The sequence below is a fragment of the Kitasatospora sp. NPDC096128 genome, assembly GCF_040303105.1.
Classification (GTDB): domain Bacteria; phylum Actinomycetota; class Actinomycetes; order Streptomycetales; family Streptomycetaceae; genus Kitasatospora.
In genome coordinates, this window is the sequence record NZ_JBEOSP010000021.1 from 125079 (window position 1) to 141066 (window position 15988).

Sequence of the window (15988 nt, forward strand, 5' to 3'; positions counted from 1 at the left end):
TCGGCTGCTCCTCGGCCCGGGCGGTCCGAGCGCAGCGGGCGACCACAAGGCTGCGACGGGCCGTCGACGCCCGCAACTCCGTGCCTCCCGGTCCGGTGGAACTCCATCAGGACGGTCGTACAGCGGGTGCGGGCGGGCGCCGCGGCGCGCAGCGTCGGGACCATGGCCACGATCGTCGTCCTCTTCGAGTTGGAGCCCGACCAGGACCGCAGTGCCGAGGGCGCGGGCCCGGTCGTCTTCCTGGTCCATGCCGCCGGGGCCGACCCGGAGGCACCGGAGGACCCCCAGGCGTGGACGCTGTGCGGCCGGGACACCACCCCGATGGAGCACGCCCACTACGCCCCCACCCGCCCGGGTGAGCCGTGGTACCCGCCCGCCTACGCCGACCGCCGCTGCCGGGACTGCGAGGGCGCCCTCCGCCGGGGCTGAGCCGCCATCGAGGTCTCCGGGTCGGCCTCAAGGCGGCCAGTGCCGCGGTCCACCCCTGGCCGGTGCCGATGTCCCGCACCCGGTGGCCGGGCTCCAGGCGGAGGCCGTCCAGCATGTCGGCCACGACGGACGGCGCGGACAGCGACGAGGACGGCAGGCCGGCCTGGCGGAGGGTTTCCATGACGCTGTCTCCGAGGCGGTTGATCGGACGGGGGATTCGAGCAGGTGGGTCAGGTGTTGTCCGGCTGAGTTGGGCAGATGTAGGTTCCGCGACTCGATGCGCACCGATTCGTGCCGAAACGCCCGAATCAACAATCGGTGCGCACTGGTTGTGTCGGCTGGAGGTGCGCAGCAGGGGGCCGGCAGGGCCTGGCCTCTGGTCACGGTGAGTGGTCGGGTTCGACGCAACGGTCACGACGATTCCGCGTCTGGGCCTCGGCGCCCGTCACACTGACGCCGTCGGCTTTCGCCTCAACGTCGGCTGAGCACCGCGACCTCCGGTCCGAACGCAACCACCAGCGCTCCACTCGGCGTACTCGCGAGCGCTGTTACCGGGAGCGGTAGCACATATTCGGCCGCCGCCTCGCGGCCGGTGGCGAGGTCCCAGAGCTGCACCGTCCTGTCCTGGCCGATGGCCGACAGTGGCCGTCCCGAGGCGGTGACGACAGTCAGGGCGCGGCCCGCTCCGGTGTGGCCGGCCGGGGCGCTGCCGACCTGCCTCCCGGTGCCGAGGTCCCACAGACGCACGGTGTTGTCGCGGCTTCTTGTGACCGCGGCGGGCTCCCCGTCCACCACGGTGGTCGCCACTGAGGTCACCCAGTCGGTATGGCCGGTCAGAGGTTCGCCGATCTGCTGCCCGGTGGCGAGGTCCCACACGCGCACCGACTTGTCCCAGCTTCCGGTGACCGCGACGGGCCGCTGCGCCAGAACTGTGGTGGCCACGGCCAGGATCCTGCTGGAGTGACCGGAAAGCGGCTCGCCGATCTGCCGGCCGGTGGCGAGGTCCCACACGCATGCGGTCCGGTCGGAGCCGGCCGTGACGGCGACGGGCCGACCGTCCAGTTCCGCGGCGGCCATGGTCAGCACCCTGCCATGGTGGGTGAGCCAGGGATCACAGACCTGTCGGCCGTCTGCCATTGACCGGACCTGGATGCTGGCGTCCGGATCTGCGGTGACGACGACGAGCCGCCCGTCCACCACCGCGGTGGTCATGGCGGACACCTCGCCCCCGAAGCCGGTGAGGGCCTCGACGGTCTGCCGCCCGTCGGCGAGGTCCCAGACCCGCACGGTGTGGTCGGCGTCTGCCGTCACGGCGACGGGCCGGCCTTCGAGCACCGCTGTGGCCACCGCCAGCACCGGACCGCTGCACCCGGAATCGGGCGGGTCGATCTGATGGGTGCTCGTGAGCTCCCAGGTCCTGACGGTATGGTCCGCACCTGCGGTGACGGCGATCGGGCGTCCGTTCAAAACGGTGGTGGCCACGTCCCACACCTGGCCGGTGTGGCCGGTCAGAGGTTCGCCGATCTGCTGCCCGGTAGCCACGTCCCACACGCGGACCGTCCGGTCGAGGCCTGCGGTGACCGCGAGCGTGTGCCGGTCAGCACGCGTGGTGGCGATCGCCCAGACGCGGTCGGTGTGACCGGTGAGCGGTATGCCCATTGGCAGCCCGGTAGCCGTGGCCCGGACGCGTACCGTCCCGTCGTCCTCGGCGGTGAGGGTGACCGATTGCCCGTCCACCGCCGCAGTCTCCGTGGCAGCGTTCGAATCGGCTCGCCCAGCGCCGCCAAGATGCGATCGGTTGTCCCGACAGCCGGTGATCAACTCCCAGACGCGCGCTTCCGCTTCCCTGCCGACCTCGAAGGTGACAGGTTGCCGGCCCGGAACGACGGTCTCCACCACGCGCATGCCGTCGGCCTCCTGGCGGCTGCTCGCCAGGTCCCAGATCCGCAGCTCGCGGTCGGCTCCGACCGTGAGAGCGACAGGACGCCCGTCCATCACCGCGGCCTCCCGCCCCCGTACGGGCCTGCCGATCCTGCGACCGGTCGTCAACTCCTCAAGGAGCCTCTCCTCCCCGGTGTCGACGGTGACGGCAATGACTCGCCCGTTCACCACTGTCACCGCGAACACGTGAGCCAGGTCCTCGTCGCCCTCCGGCGGCAGGTCGACCGAATCGGTCAGGGAAGAGCCGGCAGGTCGGCCGGTGACCAGGTCCCACAGGCGCGGCACCTGCTCCTCCCCCATGGTGAGGGCGAGGGGGCGACCATGGAGCGATACGGCTCTCACCACGCGCAGGGACTCACCGACCTGACGGCGGGTGACCAGATCCCAAACCCGAAGTGCCCCGTCCGCCTCGGAGGTGAGAACGACACGGCGCCCGTCCAAGATCGCCATGTCCGTCACAGATGCGAACTCGCCGAGCCGGCGGCCGGTGACCAGGTCCCACAAATGCATCGTGCGATCCGCCCCGACAGTGAGGACGACGCGGCGGCCGGCCAGCGTCACACTCTCCACCACCCGGATGAACTCGCCGACCCCACGGCCGGTGCCCAGATCGAAGACGAGCACCGTCCCGTCGGTGTTCAGCGTGAACGCAACCGCTTGTCGGTCCACCATCGCCGTCGCGACGGACAAGACCTCCGCCGTCACTGACGACACCGGGTCGGTGCGGCCGGCCACCGGCTCGTGGAGCTGACGACCCGTCGCCAGGTCCCAGAAGCGCAGTGTCTTGTCCCGGCTACCCGTGACGGCAACCGGCCTGCCGTCGACCATCGCCGTCGCCACCGCCATCACCGGGCCGCCGTGACCGGTGAGGGAACGCACGAGCCGGCGGTCCACCAGAGAGCCGCTTGCCCAGTCCACCTGCCACTGCTCGCCGGGTTCTCCGGGCACGTCGGCGTCGGCGAGCCACGCGGCCAGTACTCGGTCACCCAGCCGGGCCGCATCCAGGGCCAACACCTGCCGACGCTGTGCCGGGTCGAGGTCCCGGTGCACGCCTGCCGAAACCCGGTACACCGACGCCAAGAACCGTGCTCGCGAACCGGGCGCCTGATCCAACAACTCCAGCACTCGTTCGGGTTCCACCGACACCAGACGCCGCGGATCGGAGAGCAACTCATCCACGTCACAGGGCAAGCCCTCGTAAGCCTCGAACATGGCCCGAAGACTAGTCATGCGCCCTGACACTCAGCTCCGGTCACCGGGCCTCACGCCCCCACACCGACCGACCGAGGGTCTCGACACCCTGCAGTCACGGTCCGGAGCCATTGCGCACGGATCAATGGATTTGCGCATTCACTGCGATATGACCCGGCGGTCGCCGATCGCGGCCCGGTTCGCCAGGAACTGCACCCGGGCGGCGTGCACCGACGCGATGCCCTGGGGCAGCGCCGCGAGCACCAGCAGCGGCAGGAGGGCGGGGTGCAGCACGGTCAGCACGCCGGCCGCGCCGAGGAGCGAGGCGAGGGCGGCGAGCAGGTTCTGCGCCTCGCCGACGATGTCCACGCAGACCTCGGCGCCGCGGTCGACGGCTTCCAGTTCGTCGTTGTAGCCGGCGTGGTCGTAGGCGGTCGGCTCGGCCGCCACGGTGGCGCGCAGGACGGCGGCCTCGGCCTCGCGGGAGATGCGCGGTGGCAGGTGGATGGTGACGGTCCGGATGGTGATGCCCAGCAGGGAGCGGGCGCCGGCCGCCGCCGCGATCACCAGGATCGACGGGGCCGCGTGGGCGAGCTTGTCGTCGAGCCGGCCCGGGCCGAACAGCGCGGAGATCGTGCCGGTGGTCGCGAACAGGCCCGCAGCACCGAGCACGGCGGACACGGCCTGGCAGGTCAGCAGCAGCGCGACGGAGGCGCGGTCGATCCGCCAGCCGAGGCGGAAGGCGCGGACGACCAGCGCGGGCAGGCGGCGGGCCATCGCGCTGACGCTGATCGCCTCGATCGTCTCGGTGCGGCGGCCGTCGGCGAGCCACTGCAGTTCCTCGTCGGCGGGTACGTCGGCGCGCGCGGCCGACGCGGTGTCGGTGCTCATGCGCTCGCCTCCGCGTGTGACGTGTGCGATGTGTGTGACGCGCGTGACACCGAGATCCGGGAGACAGGCGGGATGTGGGACGTCGGGGTGGGAGGACAGGCCACGGAACCTCCGGACGCAGAGCGGGTACGGGGCGCGAGGAAGCGCCGGACCTGGCCGCCGGCGAATTGTCACCGGACTGCTACGGCCGTCGGACCGCGGAACCCCGTTCGATCCGGCTGACGTCATCGACCTCAGTGAACGTGCGGGTGCGGGTGCAGTGGGGGAGTGATCGTTGATGGATTTCAAGGCGCGCATGGGGAACATGGGCAACCGTTCGCGGGCTGCGGTCGCCGCGGCGGTCGTCGTCGTGGCGGCGAGCGCCTGGGTGGTTCCCACGGTCACCGAGTCGATCCCCGCCCAGCACCGGAACGCCGCACACGAGCGGGACGCGAGCGCCGGCGACCACGGCGGCCAGGACGATGCGCAGGGCGGCGGCACCCAGCAGGGCCGCATACCGGAGGGCATAGCCCATGCCTCCGAGGCCGGCGGGAACGCCGTCAACATCACCATCGACGACGGCCCCGATCCGGTGTGGACCCCGAAGGTCCTCGACGTGCTCAAGCGGTACGGGGTGAAGGCGACCTTCTGCATGATCGGCCCGCAGGCCAAGGCGCACCCGGACCTGGTCAAGCAGGTCGTCGCGGCCGGCCACCGGCTCTGCGACCACACCGTGGACCACGACACCACCATGGACAAGAAGCCCGTCGCGTACCAGGAGAGGGAGATCCTGGACGCGAAGAAGATGATCGAGCAGGCCGCGGGCACCGGGGCCGAAGTGATGTACTACCGGGCCCCCGGCGGCTCGTTCACCCCTGACAGCCGGCGCATCGCCGCCGCCAACGGCATGCGCCCGCTCGGCTGGAACATCGACTCGAAGGACTTCGACAAGCCCGGCACGGCCGCCATCGTCGACACGGTCAAGAAGGAGATCGGCAACGGCCCGACCATCCTCTTCCACGACGGCGGCGGCGACCGCCAGCAGACCGTCGAGGCCCTCGGCCAGGTGCTCGGCTGGCTGAAGGCCCAGGGCCGCGCCACCGGCTTCCCGGTCCAGACCACTCCGTGACCCGCACCGGGAGGGCTACCGGCTCCCGCCGGACCCCGACCGGAGGTCGCGCTTGAGCAGCTTGCCGCTCTGGTTGCGCGGCAGTTCGGGGACGAAGAGGACCTTCTTCGGCACCTTGAACGGGGCCAGCCGGCTGCGGACGTGGGCGATCAGCTCCGCCTCGGTGGGGGCGGCGGCGTCGGGGCGGAGGACGACGAAGGCGGTGACCGCCTCGATCCACTTCTCGTCGGGAGTGCCGACCACCGCGACCTCCGCCACGGCGGCGTGGCTGTAGACGGCCTCCTCGACCTCCCGGGAGGCCACCAGCACGCCGCCGGTGTTGATGACGTCCTTGATCCGGTCGACCACCGTCAGGTAGCCCTCCTCGTCGGCGACGACCAGGTCCCCGGAGTGGAACCAGCCGTCCTTGAAGGCCTCGGCGGTCTGCTCGGGCGACTCCCAGTAGCCGAGGCACAACTGCGGTGAGCGGTAGACGATCTCACCCGGGGTGCCGGGCGGCGCCTCGGCACCGTCCCGGTCGACGATCCGGGCCTCCACGAACAGCACCGGGCGGCCGCAGGAGGCCGGTCGGTCGAGGTGCTCCTCGGGCCGCAGCACCGTGGAGAGCGGGCCGATCTCGGACTGGCCGAAGCAGTTGTAGAAGCCGACCTGCGGGTAGCGGGCGCGCAGCCGGTCGAGCACCGTCACCGGCATGATCGAGGCGCCGTACTGGGCCTTGCGCAGCGAGGACAGGTCGTGCCGGTCGAGGTCCGGGCGGTTGGCCAGCGGCACCCACACCGTCGGCGCCAGGAACAGCGAGCCGATCCGGTCGCCCTCGATCCGCCGGAGCAGTTCGGGGATGTCGGGCGACTCCAGCAGCAGGACGCGGGCGCCCACGGCGAGGTAGGGGAGCAGGAAGACGTGCAGGGCGGCCGAGTGGTAGAGCGGCATGCAGATCAACGGCCGGTCGTCCGCACGCAGGTCGAGGGCGTGGATGGCGGACAGGTAGGTGTGCACCAGGGCGCGGTGGGTCATCATCGCGCCCTTCGGCCGGGAGGTGGTGCCGGAGGTGTAGAGCAGCTGGGCGAGCTCGGTGTCGGCCACTCCGGTGCCGGGTTCGGGTACGGGGCCGGCCGATGCGGCCGCCAGGAGCCCGGCATCGTCGTCCCGCAGCGGCACCAGGTGTTCGACGGCCAGGCCGTCCCGCACCCGTTCGACCTCCGCGGCCAGCGCCGGGTCGCTGAGCACCGCGCGGCTCCCGGACTGGCCGAGCAGGTAGCGCAACTCCTCGCCGGTGAGGGCGTGGTTGACGGGGACGTGCACCAGTCCGGCCCGGGCGCAGGCGAGGAAGGCGATCGCGTACGCGTCGGAGTTGCGCCCGTACGCGGCGACCCGGTCGCCGGGGCGCAGGCCGAGCCCGAGGAGGTGCCCGGCGGCTCGGCTGACCGCCTCGTCGAGCTCCCGGTAGGTCCAGCCGCGGTCGGCGAAGGTGAGTGCGACGCGGTCGGGGGTCCGGCGGGCGCTCCGGCGCAGCAGCGCGTCGACGGTGCCCGCTCGGGGGTCGTCGGTGGCGGCTCGTGGGGCGTCGATCATGCTCACGGTCTCGCTTTCGGACGGCGCGGTGGCGGGGCGGCCGGGTGGTAGGGCGGTTGGGCTTCGCCCGGGTGGGCAGGAGCAGCCTGCCCGCTCCGGGGCGCCCGCACCAGGGGCCGGGCGCGGGGAGCCCGCCGGGTAGGCGCCCGGAGGACCACCGATTCCGGGGCCCTGGCACCGCGCCGGGCCGAAGCGTGCCGGGAAGACGGTCACCGTTCGTGTACGGCGGCCCGGCCTCGGAGGAGAATCGACGCCATCGGGAGGGAGTCCGACGAGGAGGCCGGCCATGAAGAGCCTTGAACGCCGATACGCGGTGACCCTGCCCGGGCCGATCGGCGGACACGCCCCGCCGACCGTCGTCGTGGTGCACGCCACCGAGGTGCTGGGGCCCGGCGGCGGGCCGGTCTGGACGAACCTCGAAGGCGACCTCCGGGTGGAGATCACCGGGGAGGTGGCCACCGTCCTGGCGGCCCCGGCCGGGACCGGGCCGCACCCCTGCCTGCACGCCGTACCGCTGCCCGACCGCGCCACGCGGAGGACGTGACGGCCGTCGCCACCGGCCGCGGCGCCCGGCCGACGCAGGGTGACGGCGCCGACCCCTGCCGACTCGGCCGGCCCCGGCCGTCGGTCCACGGCGTGCGTGCTCTCGTGCGCCAGTCGGTCCGGTTCCATGCCGATCGCCTCCCGTAGCCGGGCATGCCGAGGGCCGAGGCTGAACCGCTCGTCCCGCCACCGTTCTTGCGGGTACAGCCTCCGCCGGTGCGGCAGCGGCCCGGTGGAGGGCCCCTCGGGGAAGGCTCGACGTCGGCGCCCGGCCGGTTGGGGCGGTCGGGGGGCGGCTCCCGCTGCGGCGGCCGCCGTTCGGGTGGGGCCGGAACTGCTGGTCCGTCAATGATCCTTCATTCCACGTGAGTTGGCGGGAACCGCGCGGAACGGACAGCGCCGTCGAAGCGGCGGCCCGGCCGAGGGGCCGGAGGGCGGCGCACGGACCGGTGCGCACTGGACAGCGGGAACGAACTGTCGGAAGGTGCCACGGCCGCAGTGCCTTTCCCCACCAGACAGGAGCAGGCGCGCCATGGACCGGATCACCCTCCCCGCCTTCCGGATGCCCTTCCCGCCGACCGGCGGCAACCCCCTCCAGGAGGAGGCGGGCTCACGGATGTGGGCCTGGGCCGAGGAGTTCGGCCTCTGTGCCGCGCCCGAGGTGCGCCGCCGGATGCGGCGCACCCAGGCGGAACTGTGGTGCGCCCTCACCGACCCCACCGCCGAGGTGGGGCCGCTCGCGTTGCGCTGCCAGTGGACGTTCTGGGCGTTCGTCGTCGACGACGCCTTCGATGACGACGGCTGCGGCCAGGACCTCGCCCGCAGCCGGGCGGCGATCGACGAACTGACGGGCATCCTGCACGGCGCCCGCCGTCCGACCAGCCCGGCCGCCCTCGCCCTGGCCGACCTGTGGCGACGCACCCTGACCGGCCGGTCGGCCGTCTGGCACCGGACCTTCCGGGAGGACGTCACCGCCTGGCTGTGGACGTACTGGCGCGAGGCCGTGGAACGCGCGGCCGGCCACACGCCGCTCCCCGAGGACTACCTCACCCACCGCCGGAACTCCATCGGCATGGGGATGTTCCTGGACCTCTTCGAAACCCCGCCGGCCATCGACCTGCCCGACCACATGCGCCGCCTGCCCGCACTCGTCGCCCTGCGCAACGCCGTGGTCGACCACATCGCCCTCTACAACGACCTCTGCTCGGCCCGGAAGGAAGGCGCGGCCGGCTACTACCACAACGCCGTCTTCGTCCTTCGCCACCACCACGGCGGAAGCGTCCAGGACGCCGTCGCCCGGGTCGACGCCCTCCGGGCCGCCTGTGTCGAACGCGCCGTCAGCGCCGAACGGCACCTGACCGCCCAACTCGCCGCCGCCGGCGCCACCCAGCCGATCCGGGGGGCCGTGCGGCGCTACGCCGAGCACCACCGCTCGCTGCTGCGCGGCGACTTCGAGTACCACGCCCGCGCGGAGCGCTACCGGCCGGACACCGCGGCGACGCCCGCCGCGAGCGGATCGGGGCGGGGGACCGGGGTGGACGTCTTCACCCCCTGTTAGCGGGTGTCGGCGCGGGTCGCCGCTCGGCGGGGCCGGGTGTCGCGCGGCGGAGCGGAGGGCGGGCCACGGTCCGGTCGGGCGCTCCCGGTGTGCTCGGGGTGGTGGTCGTGTGGACAGTTCGAATACGTGTCCCTATCCTTCTCGCGATCTCTGCGCGTGACCAGCACCGCAGGCAAGTCCGGTGGGGGACCGCAATGACCATCCGAGCCGACCGTACTGCGCCGCGCCCGCGCGCCCTGGCCTACAGCGGGTCGGTGGCCGACCCCCGGGGGCTGGCGGTGGCCGCGCAGGTGTTGATCGGCGTTCAGGCCGCGGCGCAGCCGGCGGTGGCGGTGGCGGGCGGTACGAGGTCGGAGCTGTTCGCGCGGTACGCGCCGATCGCCGGGCCGCTGCTCATCGCGACCGTCGTGGTGTTCCTGTGCTGGTTCCGCCGGTGCCGGCTGAACGCGGAGTACTTCGCGCCGGGGGCGCACAAGTACTCGGCGGGGGCTGCGGTCTGGGCGTGGTTCGTTCCGGGGCCGATGTGGTGGATCCCGCGTCGGGTCGCGCTGGACGTCTGGCGTGCGAACGCGCCGGCCGACGGGGCGTGGCTGGTCGACGCCTGGTGGGTGGCGTGGCTCGGCAAGACTGTCGGCGCGGCGATCCTCATCGGGCTGGGGGTGGGCCGCCCGTACGCGTACTCGCCGGTCGACGCGACGGTCGGGGTGGTGGCCGCCGTGCTGGCGATCCTGGTGATCCGGCGGATCACGGCCCGCCAGCACGCCGCGGTGGGTGCCGAGCTGGCCTCCCTGCCGTTCGCCGGGGCTGCGTCGCGCTGAGGGCCCGAGGCGCGGGCCTGGTCAGCCGCCGGCCCGTTGGGCGGCGCGCTGGGTGGCGACCCGGACCCGGGTGGCCCCGCGGGGGTGCAGTGGCGCTGCGGGGTGCGGCGGCCGGTGTCGATGAAGCGGCGGCCGCAGCCCGGGGCGGCGCGGCGGCGCCGTTCCCGCAGGCTGTGACGGGCCTACGGCGGGGTGTTGCCGGGATGGTGCGCGGGAGTGATGCGGCTCATGGTGGGGCGGGGTGGTTCGTGATCGGATGGTCGGGTGGGTGACTTCGGGAAGGTCGGCGCGGTGCTGACGAGGCATGGGGTGGGCGCGGTGGCAGCGGTGGTGCTGCTCGCGGGGTGCGGGAGGCAGTCGGTCGGTGCGGTCGGGGTGCCGTCGGCTTCCGGCAGCGGCGGGCCGTGCGGGGTGGTGTCGGCTGCGCCGACGGGGGCGGTGAAGGTCGGGGCGCGGATCACGGCGGTGGGTCCGGTGTGTGCGGAGTACGAGGTGACCAACGGGGGCGGGGAGGCGGCCGATGTGACGGTGGTGTTCAACCGGACGGGGGCGGCCGGGGGTGCGCTGGACAACGTGACCAGGACGGTGGCGGGGCTCGCGCCGGGGGCGACGGAGAAGGGCCGGGTCGAGCTCGGCGGGAACGCCTCGGGGGTGAAGGTGGTCAAGGTGCGGAGCGTGCCGAGCGCCGAGGCCTCACGGGTGGACGGGCCGTGCCCGGCGTCCGGGGTGCGGGTGAGCGCGGACGACGGCGACGCGGCGATGGGGCTGCGGGTGGTCGGGCTGCACCTGAGCAACTGCGGGACGGCCCCGGTGACCGTCAACGGCTATCCGGACCTGCAGCTGCTCGACCTGGAGCACAAGCCGGTCGACGGGGTGAGGTTCCTGCGCGGCGGCGCCGAGATCGCGAGCGGCACCGGCGCGGACGACCCGCCGCGGCGGCTCGTGCTGAAGCCGGGTGAGGGCGCCCGCTCCACGCTGGTGTGGCGCAACACCACCGAGGCGGGCGCCGGCGACCCGGTGGACGCCCCGTACGTACGGGTCCGGGCGCTGCCGGGCGCGGCGCCCGTGATGGTCGTCCCGGAGCTGGACCTGGGCACCACCGGGCGCCTCGGCGTCGGCGCCTGGGCCGCCGAGGCCGGGCAGTCGCCGGCGACCAGGCCGTCGGCGGGCTGATCAGGCGGTCGGCGACCAGGCCGTCGGCGGGCTGATCAGGCGGTCGGCGTCAGGTCGGTGATCACCTTGCCGGTGGAAGTCCACGGGAAGCCGTCGCCCTTGCGGGTGCCGCCGTAGACGAACAGGACCGCATCGTCGGTGGCCGGGTCCGCGGCGGTGTCCAGGAGGTGCCGTTGCCGGCGGCCCGGTGCCGGGAGGGTGCCAACCCCCGTACCGGACCGCCGTTCCAGCGGTCAGCGGCGCCAGGCCGGGTCGGTGGCGATGGCCTTCAGCCGGTCCACGTCGAGCGCCGGATCGCCCGGGCGGTAGGTGTAGGCGTTCTCGCCGTTGCCCTCCGAGATCTGCACCCGGCTGCCGTCCGGGTAGTGGACGGCGGCCAGCCAGTGCAGGACCGGGTTGGTCGCGCCCTTCCCGTTGCCGAAGCGGTTGGTGACGACCACCGTCCCGTCCGGGCGCTTCTCCCGCACCTCCAGCGGGGTGGTGGGGCTGCGGTCCATGCTCGCCAGTTCCTCGCGGCCGCGCTGGGACGGCGGGTCCGCGGTGACGATCAGCAGGCTGGTGCGGCCCTCGAAGGTGACGCCGAGCGCGGCGTGCCCCGGGTCCTGGCTCCCGACCACGGCCCCGGCGGGCAGCAGCGGGATGAGCGTCGCGAGCAGGTCCGCGTCGGACGGGCCGGTGGCGGACGGCGCGGGTTTCGGGGTGCGGGCCGGCTTCGGGGCGCCGTCGGCCGGGGCGAGGGTGGCGAAGACCTGCTCCCAGGCGGGCGAGGTCACCAGTGCGGTGAGCTGGGCGTCGTCGGTGAGCGGCGGGTTCGGCCGGTTCGCGGTGGCCGGCTGCCCGTTGAACTCGGTGAACGTGACCCGCCGTCCGTCCGGGGCGGCCCAGGTGACCCGCCATTCGCGGCCGTTCTCGGGGTGCTGGCTCCGCAGCTTGTCGATCACCAGTGCGGAACCGTCCGGCCGGACCGTCCGCGCGCAGGAGTCCTGGGGCATCTGGAAGGGGTCCATGCAGACCGCGCCCGCGTCGGGCGCCAGGTTCGTCCGTTCCGCGCCGAACTCGACGGTGCTCGCCCCCGCGCCGTCGTCGAACAGCAGGGTGGTGCCCGTCCGGTGCGGGTCGATCTTCCTGATCGAACCGGCGACGAAGTCCGTCACCGTGCCCTTCGGCAGCAGGCTGGTGTACAGCGCGGTCAGCTCCTGCGCGGACATCGTGGGCCGGGCGGGGGTCGGCGGGCCGACCGGGCCGACCGGGCCGACGGCCCCGAAGGTGCCGCCGCGGACGGCCGCGAAGCCGCCGGCCCCGGCCAGCACCAGCACCGCGAGGCCGCTCGCCAGGACGGCCCGGCGGTTGCGCCGCCGACGGCGGCCGCGCTGCTCGGCCTGGGCGGTCAGGGTGTGCCGCACCGGTTCGGGGGCCAGCTCGGCGGCGCCGCGCAGGGCGCGGGCGAAGCCGTCGGCGAACGCGTCCGCGAACTCGTCGTCGTCACTGGGCATGGCGCAGCACCGCCTTCCGGGAGGGGACATCGGGTCCGGTCGTTGCGTCGAGTCCGTCCGTCTCCGGCGAGCCGCCGAGGACCGCGTCGATGTCCGCGCCCAGCACGGCGCGCAGCCGGACGAGCGCCCGGCGGGAGCGGGTGCGGACGGCGGTGCCGCTCAGCCGCAGCGCGGCGGCCGTCTCCTCGACGCTGCGGTCCTCCCAGAAGCGCAGCACCAGCACGGCGCGGTCCGGCGCGGGGAGTTCGGCGAGGGCGCGCAGCAGCGTCAGCCGAAGGGCCGGGTCCGGGTCGTCCACGCCGACCTCGGGGAACTCGGCGGTGACGCGCTCGGAGGCGCTGCGCTTGCGCCGGTAGGAGAGGAAGGTGTTGACCAGGACGGTCTGGGCGTAGCCGCTGGGGTTGTCCAGCCGGGATATCTTCCGCCACTTGACGAAGACCCGGCCGAGCGCCTCCTGCACCAGGTCCTCGGCGAGGTGGGCGTCACCGCCGGTGAGCAGGAAGGCGGTTCGCAGCAGGTGCCGGGCGCGGGCGGCGACGAAGTCCGGGAACTCCGGCCAGGGTGGTTCGGGCGACGCGTCCGCACTCGATTCTTGATCCATACCTTGGTAACGCGGTGGGCCCGGCATCGTGTGACAGTCCGTTCGGCGGGGGACTTGAGGGGGACGTCAGGGAGCCGTCAGGACGGCCGGTCCGGGCTCACCCGGGGCAGCGCGACCGTGGCGAGGGCGAGCCACCCGGCGGCGAGCAGCCAGCCGCCGAGGACGTCCAGCGGCCAGTGCACCCCGAGGTAGACCCGGCTGAGGCCGACGGCCGCCGCGACCAGGACGGCACCCGCGGCGGCGCCCTTGGCGGCGGCCGGGCGGGCACGGGCGACGGCCAGGGCGAGCAGCCCGGCGCAGACCGCGGAGGTGAAGGAGTGGCCGGAGGGGAAGGAGAAGCCGGTCGCGCCGGTCGCCCAGTCGGCCTGCGGCGGGCGGGGCCGGGCGAAGACCTGCATCAGGCCGGAGCGGACCAGTTGACCGGCGATCAGCCACACCACCGGGGCGAGGAGCAGTGGCGCGGCCCGGCGGGCCGGGCGCGGGGCGGGCAGGGAGCGGACGGCGACGGCCCCGGCGGCCAGGGCGAGGAGGTAGGGCACCGGGCCGGAGCCGAGGGAGGTGATCACCACGGCGGCCGCCCGGGCGGCGGACGGCCGGTGGGCGGCGCTCCAGGTGCCGGCGTCCTGCTCGAAGCCGTACGGGGCCCAGTCGTGGCCGGCGAGCAGGGCGGCCAGGGCCGCGAACAGCAGCACCGCGACGGCGGCTGCGGCTGCCCACCGGAGCGGGCGGGCGTGCGGTGGGTGGTCCATGGCGGCGGTCGCCCTTCCTCGGAGAACCGGGGGCGCGGGCTCCCGCCCCGTGGTCAGGGGTCCATGGTGCCCGACGGCAGTGGGCCGGTGCGGTCAGCCGGTGCCCGTCGGACGGTACATGCCGATCGAGTCGTGGGTGGCGGTGTCCTTGAAGCCGAACCGCTCGTAGAGGAGGCGCGCGGGCCCGTCGGCGATCAGCGAGACGTAGGCCGTGGCGGGGGCCCGGCGGTCCAACTCCTCGGTGAGGGCCGCCATGATGCGCTTGCCGAGGCCCCGGCCCTGGTGTGCGGGGTGCACGCAGATGTCGACGATCTGGAACGCGGTGCCGCCGTCGCCGATGATCCGGCCCATGCCGATGGGCGCGCCCTCGTGGTGCAGGACCACGCCGTACCAGGTGTTGGGCAGGCCGAGCGCGACGTCCTCGGGGGCCCGGTCGGACAGGCCCGCGTCGGTGCGCAGCCGGCGGAAGACCTCGACGGTGGGGACGCCCGGGCGCAGCTCGTAAGGGTCATTCATGCTTGTCATGCATTACATCGTACAGGCGGTGTGCGAGGGATCCCGTCGGGTGGGCGATCGGTGCCCCGCCGTCAGGGAACGTCAGGGAGCCGCGACGGCAACGGTGTCCCCGGCTCGACGGCACGGCCCGTTCGACGGGCTGGCGGTTCGGTGAGCCCGGGCAGGGGCCGCAGGCGGCCGCAGGCGCGGTGGCAGCCACGCCGGCCGGCCACCCGGACGGCCGCAACCGTCCCGCATCGGTGGCCCCGGAAACGGCGGTGAATCGGCGGGGGGGGGAGGTGCCCGGAAGCGGGCCGGGGAGCCGCCGTACCATGTCCGACCTGTGGGTTTCGTCGGGGAGCGGAGAGGGCGGGCGGGTGGCCAGGGTCGAGTGGGCGGGCGGGCTGGGGCGGCTGGTGGGGGCGGCGGCCGAGTGGGGGGAGGCCGGTCGGCAGGCGGTGCTGCGCGGCGGGCGGTCCGCGGCGGGCGGGCGCTGGGCGCTGGCGGCCCTGGGCTCCGTGGCCCCGCCGCCGGTTCCGGCGGTCGAGCCGTGGAAGCTGTCGCTGGGCACTCTGATCGGCCGTCACCCCCGCACCCCGGCCGTCGCGCACAAGCTGCTCGGCCTGCTCGACGGCTACGGCGCCGTGCACCTGGGGCCGGTGAAGGTCGGCTTCGACGGTGCCGAGGTCGAGTGGGACAAGGTCGTCGAGATCCGCACCCGCAACGCCTTCGAGGTGCTCACCACCAGCGCCCTGGAGCAGGACGTGGACCGGATCCGCGAGTTCCTCCCGCCGGTGCCGGGTCGCAAGTGGGCCGTCACCAAGGCGGGCGAGGCACTGGCCACCGTCGTCCTCGCGGCCCTCGAACGCGGCTCGGTCGACCAGCGGCTGGACGAGCTGACCGTGCCGGCCCAGATCGTCCACCGCGGTCTGTTCGGCCGGACGCACACCCTGGACGCGGGCTGCTTCGCCGCCGCCACGCTGGTCATCGTCGGGCAGGCCGGAGAGAGCCTGATCGCGACCGCCCGGCAGCGGGGCATCCCGGTACGGCCCGCCGAGGCCGCGGTGGAGGCCGATCGGACGGAGCACATCGCGGTGCTCCGCGAGCGCACCGACGCCGTCGCCCGACTGCTGAGCCGGATCGAGCAGAGCGACCCGGAGCACCCGGAGCACCCGGAGCACCCGGAGCACCCGGGGCTCCCCGAGCAGCCGGAGGGGCAGGGGCACCCGGAGCACCCGGAGCGCCCGGGGCTCCCCGAGCAGCCGGAGGGGCAGGGGCACCCGGCGGAGGTGTCCCTCAGCAAGGCCCCGCCCGCCGAGCCCCCGCCCACCGCAGCCCCGGGCGGACCTGCCCCCGAGCCCGGCCCGGCGGGATGATCCGGCCGACGGACGGCGTTCGGACGACGGTGGGGGAGCAGCCTGAGAGG

Annotated in this window: 15 protein-coding genes and 1 pseudogene; 7 read left to right on the forward strand and 9 right to left on the reverse strand. The window is 74.1% G+C overall.

Annotated features, from left to right (window positions below; genetic code table 11):
• Window positions 1-162 precede the first annotated feature (162 nt).
• Window positions 163-429, forward strand: a complete 267-nt coding sequence (locus tag ABTY61_RS23585; RefSeq protein ID WP_350507058.1) for a hypothetical protein — start codon at window positions 163-165, stop codon at window positions 427-429.
• A 46-nt stretch (window positions 430-475) separates the two neighbouring features.
• Here ABTY61_RS23585 and ABTY61_RS23590 read toward each other — a convergent pair.
• The 3 genes and pseudogenes from ABTY61_RS23590 to ABTY61_RS23600 all read right to left on the reverse strand — a co-directional run.
• Window positions 476-610: pseudogene (locus ABTY61_RS23590) on the reverse strand (hypothetical protein); the annotation flags it as partial.
• A 290-nt stretch (window positions 611-900) separates the two neighbouring features.
• Window positions 901-3582 (reverse strand): WD40 repeat domain-containing protein, encoded by a 2682-nt coding sequence (locus ABTY61_RS23595; protein ID WP_350507026.1) that lies wholly within the window; start codon window positions 3580-3582, stop codon window positions 901-903.
• Window positions 3583-3720: 138 nt separating this feature from the next.
• The gene (locus ABTY61_RS23600; protein WP_350507027.1) at window positions 3721-4452 is read right to left on the reverse strand and encodes a hypothetical protein; all 732 of its coding nucleotides are present in this window, start codon (window positions 4450-4452) and stop codon (window positions 3721-3723) included.
• A gap of 304 nt (window positions 4453-4756) precedes the next feature.
• On the opposite strand from ABTY61_RS23600, the gene ABTY61_RS23605 reads away from it, so the two are divergent.
• Window positions 4757-5560 carry a polysaccharide deacetylase family protein gene (locus ABTY61_RS23605; protein WP_350507028.1) on the forward strand — a complete coding sequence of 268 codons (804 nt, stop codon included), beginning with the start codon at window positions 4757-4759 and terminating at the stop codon, window positions 5558-5560.
• A 15-nt stretch (window positions 5561-5575) separates the two neighbouring features.
• Here the strand turns inward: ABTY61_RS23605 and ABTY61_RS23610 are convergent, their stop codons facing one another.
• Entirely contained in the window at window positions 5576-7132 is a 1557-nt protein-coding gene (locus ABTY61_RS23610; RefSeq protein WP_350507054.1) for a fatty acyl-CoA synthetase, read from the reverse strand.
• Window positions 7133-7418: 286 nt separating this feature from the next.
• Here ABTY61_RS23610 and ABTY61_RS23615 point away from each other — a divergent pair, with 286 nt between their 5' ends.
• From ABTY61_RS23615 to ABTY61_RS23625, 3 genes are all read left to right on the forward strand, one after another.
• A complete protein-coding gene (locus ABTY61_RS23615) occupies window positions 7419-7676 on the forward strand; it encodes a DUF6296 family protein (RefSeq protein WP_350507029.1) in 258 nt (85 codons plus the stop codon).
• Between the two features lie 531 nt (window positions 7677-8207).
• Complete coding sequence (locus ABTY61_RS23620; RefSeq protein WP_350507030.1) at window positions 8208-9233, forward strand: terpene synthase family protein; 1026 nt, start codon at window positions 8208-8210, stop codon at window positions 9231-9233.
• Between the two features lie 194 nt (window positions 9234-9427).
• A complete protein-coding gene (locus ABTY61_RS23625; RefSeq protein WP_350507031.1) occupies window positions 9428-10051 on the forward strand; it encodes a DUF4328 domain-containing protein in 624 nt (207 codons plus the stop codon).
• Window positions 10052-10233: 182 nt separating this feature from the next.
• Here the strand turns inward: ABTY61_RS23625 and ABTY61_RS23630 are convergent, their stop codons facing one another.
• Window positions 10234-10716: a hypothetical protein gene (locus ABTY61_RS23630; protein ID WP_350507032.1), complete on the reverse strand. Its 483-nt coding sequence runs from the start codon at window positions 10714-10716 to the stop codon at window positions 10234-10236.
• A gap of 10 nt (window positions 10717-10726) precedes the next feature.
• On the opposite strand from ABTY61_RS23630, the gene ABTY61_RS23635 reads away from it, so the two are divergent.
• On the forward strand, window positions 10727-11224 hold the full coding sequence (locus tag ABTY61_RS23635) for a DUF4232 domain-containing protein (RefSeq protein ID WP_350507033.1): 498 nt from the start codon (window positions 10727-10729) through the stop codon (window positions 11222-11224).
• Between the two features lie 233 nt (window positions 11225-11457).
• Here the strand turns inward: ABTY61_RS23635 and ABTY61_RS23640 are convergent, their stop codons facing one another.
• From ABTY61_RS23640 to ABTY61_RS23655, 4 genes are all read right to left on the reverse strand, one after another.
• Window positions 11458-12717, reverse strand: a complete 1260-nt coding sequence (locus tag ABTY61_RS23640) for a hypothetical protein (RefSeq protein WP_350507034.1) — start codon at window positions 12715-12717, stop codon at window positions 11458-11460.
• Window positions 12707-13318, reverse strand: a complete 612-nt coding sequence (locus ABTY61_RS23645) for a SigE family RNA polymerase sigma factor (RefSeq protein WP_350507035.1) — start codon at window positions 13316-13318, stop codon at window positions 12707-12709. The genes ABTY61_RS23640 and ABTY61_RS23645 overlap by 11 nt, the downstream gene beginning before the upstream one ends.
• A gap of 77 nt (window positions 13319-13395) precedes the next feature.
• Window positions 13396-14067, reverse strand: a complete 672-nt coding sequence (locus tag ABTY61_RS23650; RefSeq protein WP_350507036.1) for a phosphatase PAP2 family protein — start codon at window positions 14065-14067, stop codon at window positions 13396-13398.
• A 93-nt stretch (window positions 14068-14160) separates the two neighbouring features.
• Window positions 14161-14592, reverse strand: coding sequence for a GNAT family N-acetyltransferase (locus tag ABTY61_RS23655; RefSeq protein WP_350507037.1), 432 nt, complete (start codon window positions 14590-14592; stop codon window positions 14161-14163).
• Window positions 14593-14894: 302 nt separating this feature from the next.
• Here ABTY61_RS23655 and ABTY61_RS23660 point away from each other — a divergent pair, with 302 nt between their 5' ends.
• On the forward strand, window positions 14895-15938 hold the full coding sequence (locus ABTY61_RS23660; protein WP_350507038.1) for a hypothetical protein: 1044 nt from the start codon (window positions 14895-14897) through the stop codon (window positions 15936-15938).
• Window positions 15939-15988 lie beyond the last annotated feature (50 nt).

Bases quoted from the DNA above. Each gene is read 5' to 3' on its own strand.
- ABTY61_RS23615 (WP_350507029.1), top strand. From the start codon at position 7,419: ATGAAGAGCCTTGAACGCCGATACGCGGTGACCCTGCCCGGGCCGATC.
- ABTY61_RS23655 (WP_350507037.1), bottom strand. From the start codon at position 14,592: ATGACAAGCATGAATGACCCTTACGAGCTGCGCCCGGGCGTCCCCACC.
- ABTY61_RS23600 (WP_350507027.1), bottom strand. From the start codon at position 4,452: ATGAGCACCGACACCGCGTCGGCCGCGCGCGCCGACGTACCCGCCGAC.
- ABTY61_RS23610 (WP_350507054.1), bottom strand. From the start codon at position 7,132: ATGATCGACGCCCCACGAGCCGCCACCGACGACCCCCGAGCGGGCACC.
- ABTY61_RS23595 (WP_350507026.1), bottom strand. From the start codon at position 3,582: ATGTTCGAGGCTTACGAGGGCTTGCCCTGTGACGTGGATGAGTTGCTC.
- ABTY61_RS23645 (WP_350507035.1), bottom strand. From the start codon at position 13,318: ATGGATCAAGAATCGAGTGCGGACGCGTCGCCCGAACCACCCTGGCCG.
- ABTY61_RS23650 (WP_350507036.1), bottom strand. From the start codon at position 14,067: ATGGACCACCCACCGCACGCCCGCCCGCTCCGGTGGGCAGCCGCAGCC.
- ABTY61_RS23660 (WP_350507038.1), top strand. From the start codon at position 14,895: ATGTCCGACCTGTGGGTTTCGTCGGGGAGCGGAGAGGGCGGGCGGGTG.
- ABTY61_RS23640 (WP_350507034.1), bottom strand. From the start codon at position 12,717: ATGCCCAGTGACGACGACGAGTTCGCGGACGCGTTCGCCGACGGCTTC.
- ABTY61_RS23605 (WP_350507028.1), top strand. From the start codon at position 4,757: ATGGGCAACCGTTCGCGGGCTGCGGTCGCCGCGGCGGTCGTCGTCGTG.
- ABTY61_RS23625 (WP_350507031.1), top strand. From the start codon at position 9,428: ATGACCATCCGAGCCGACCGTACTGCGCCGCGCCCGCGCGCCCTGGCC.
- ABTY61_RS23620 (WP_350507030.1), top strand. From the start codon at position 8,208: ATGGACCGGATCACCCTCCCCGCCTTCCGGATGCCCTTCCCGCCGACC.
- ABTY61_RS23585 (WP_350507058.1), top strand. From the start codon at position 163: ATGGCCACGATCGTCGTCCTCTTCGAGTTGGAGCCCGACCAGGACCGC.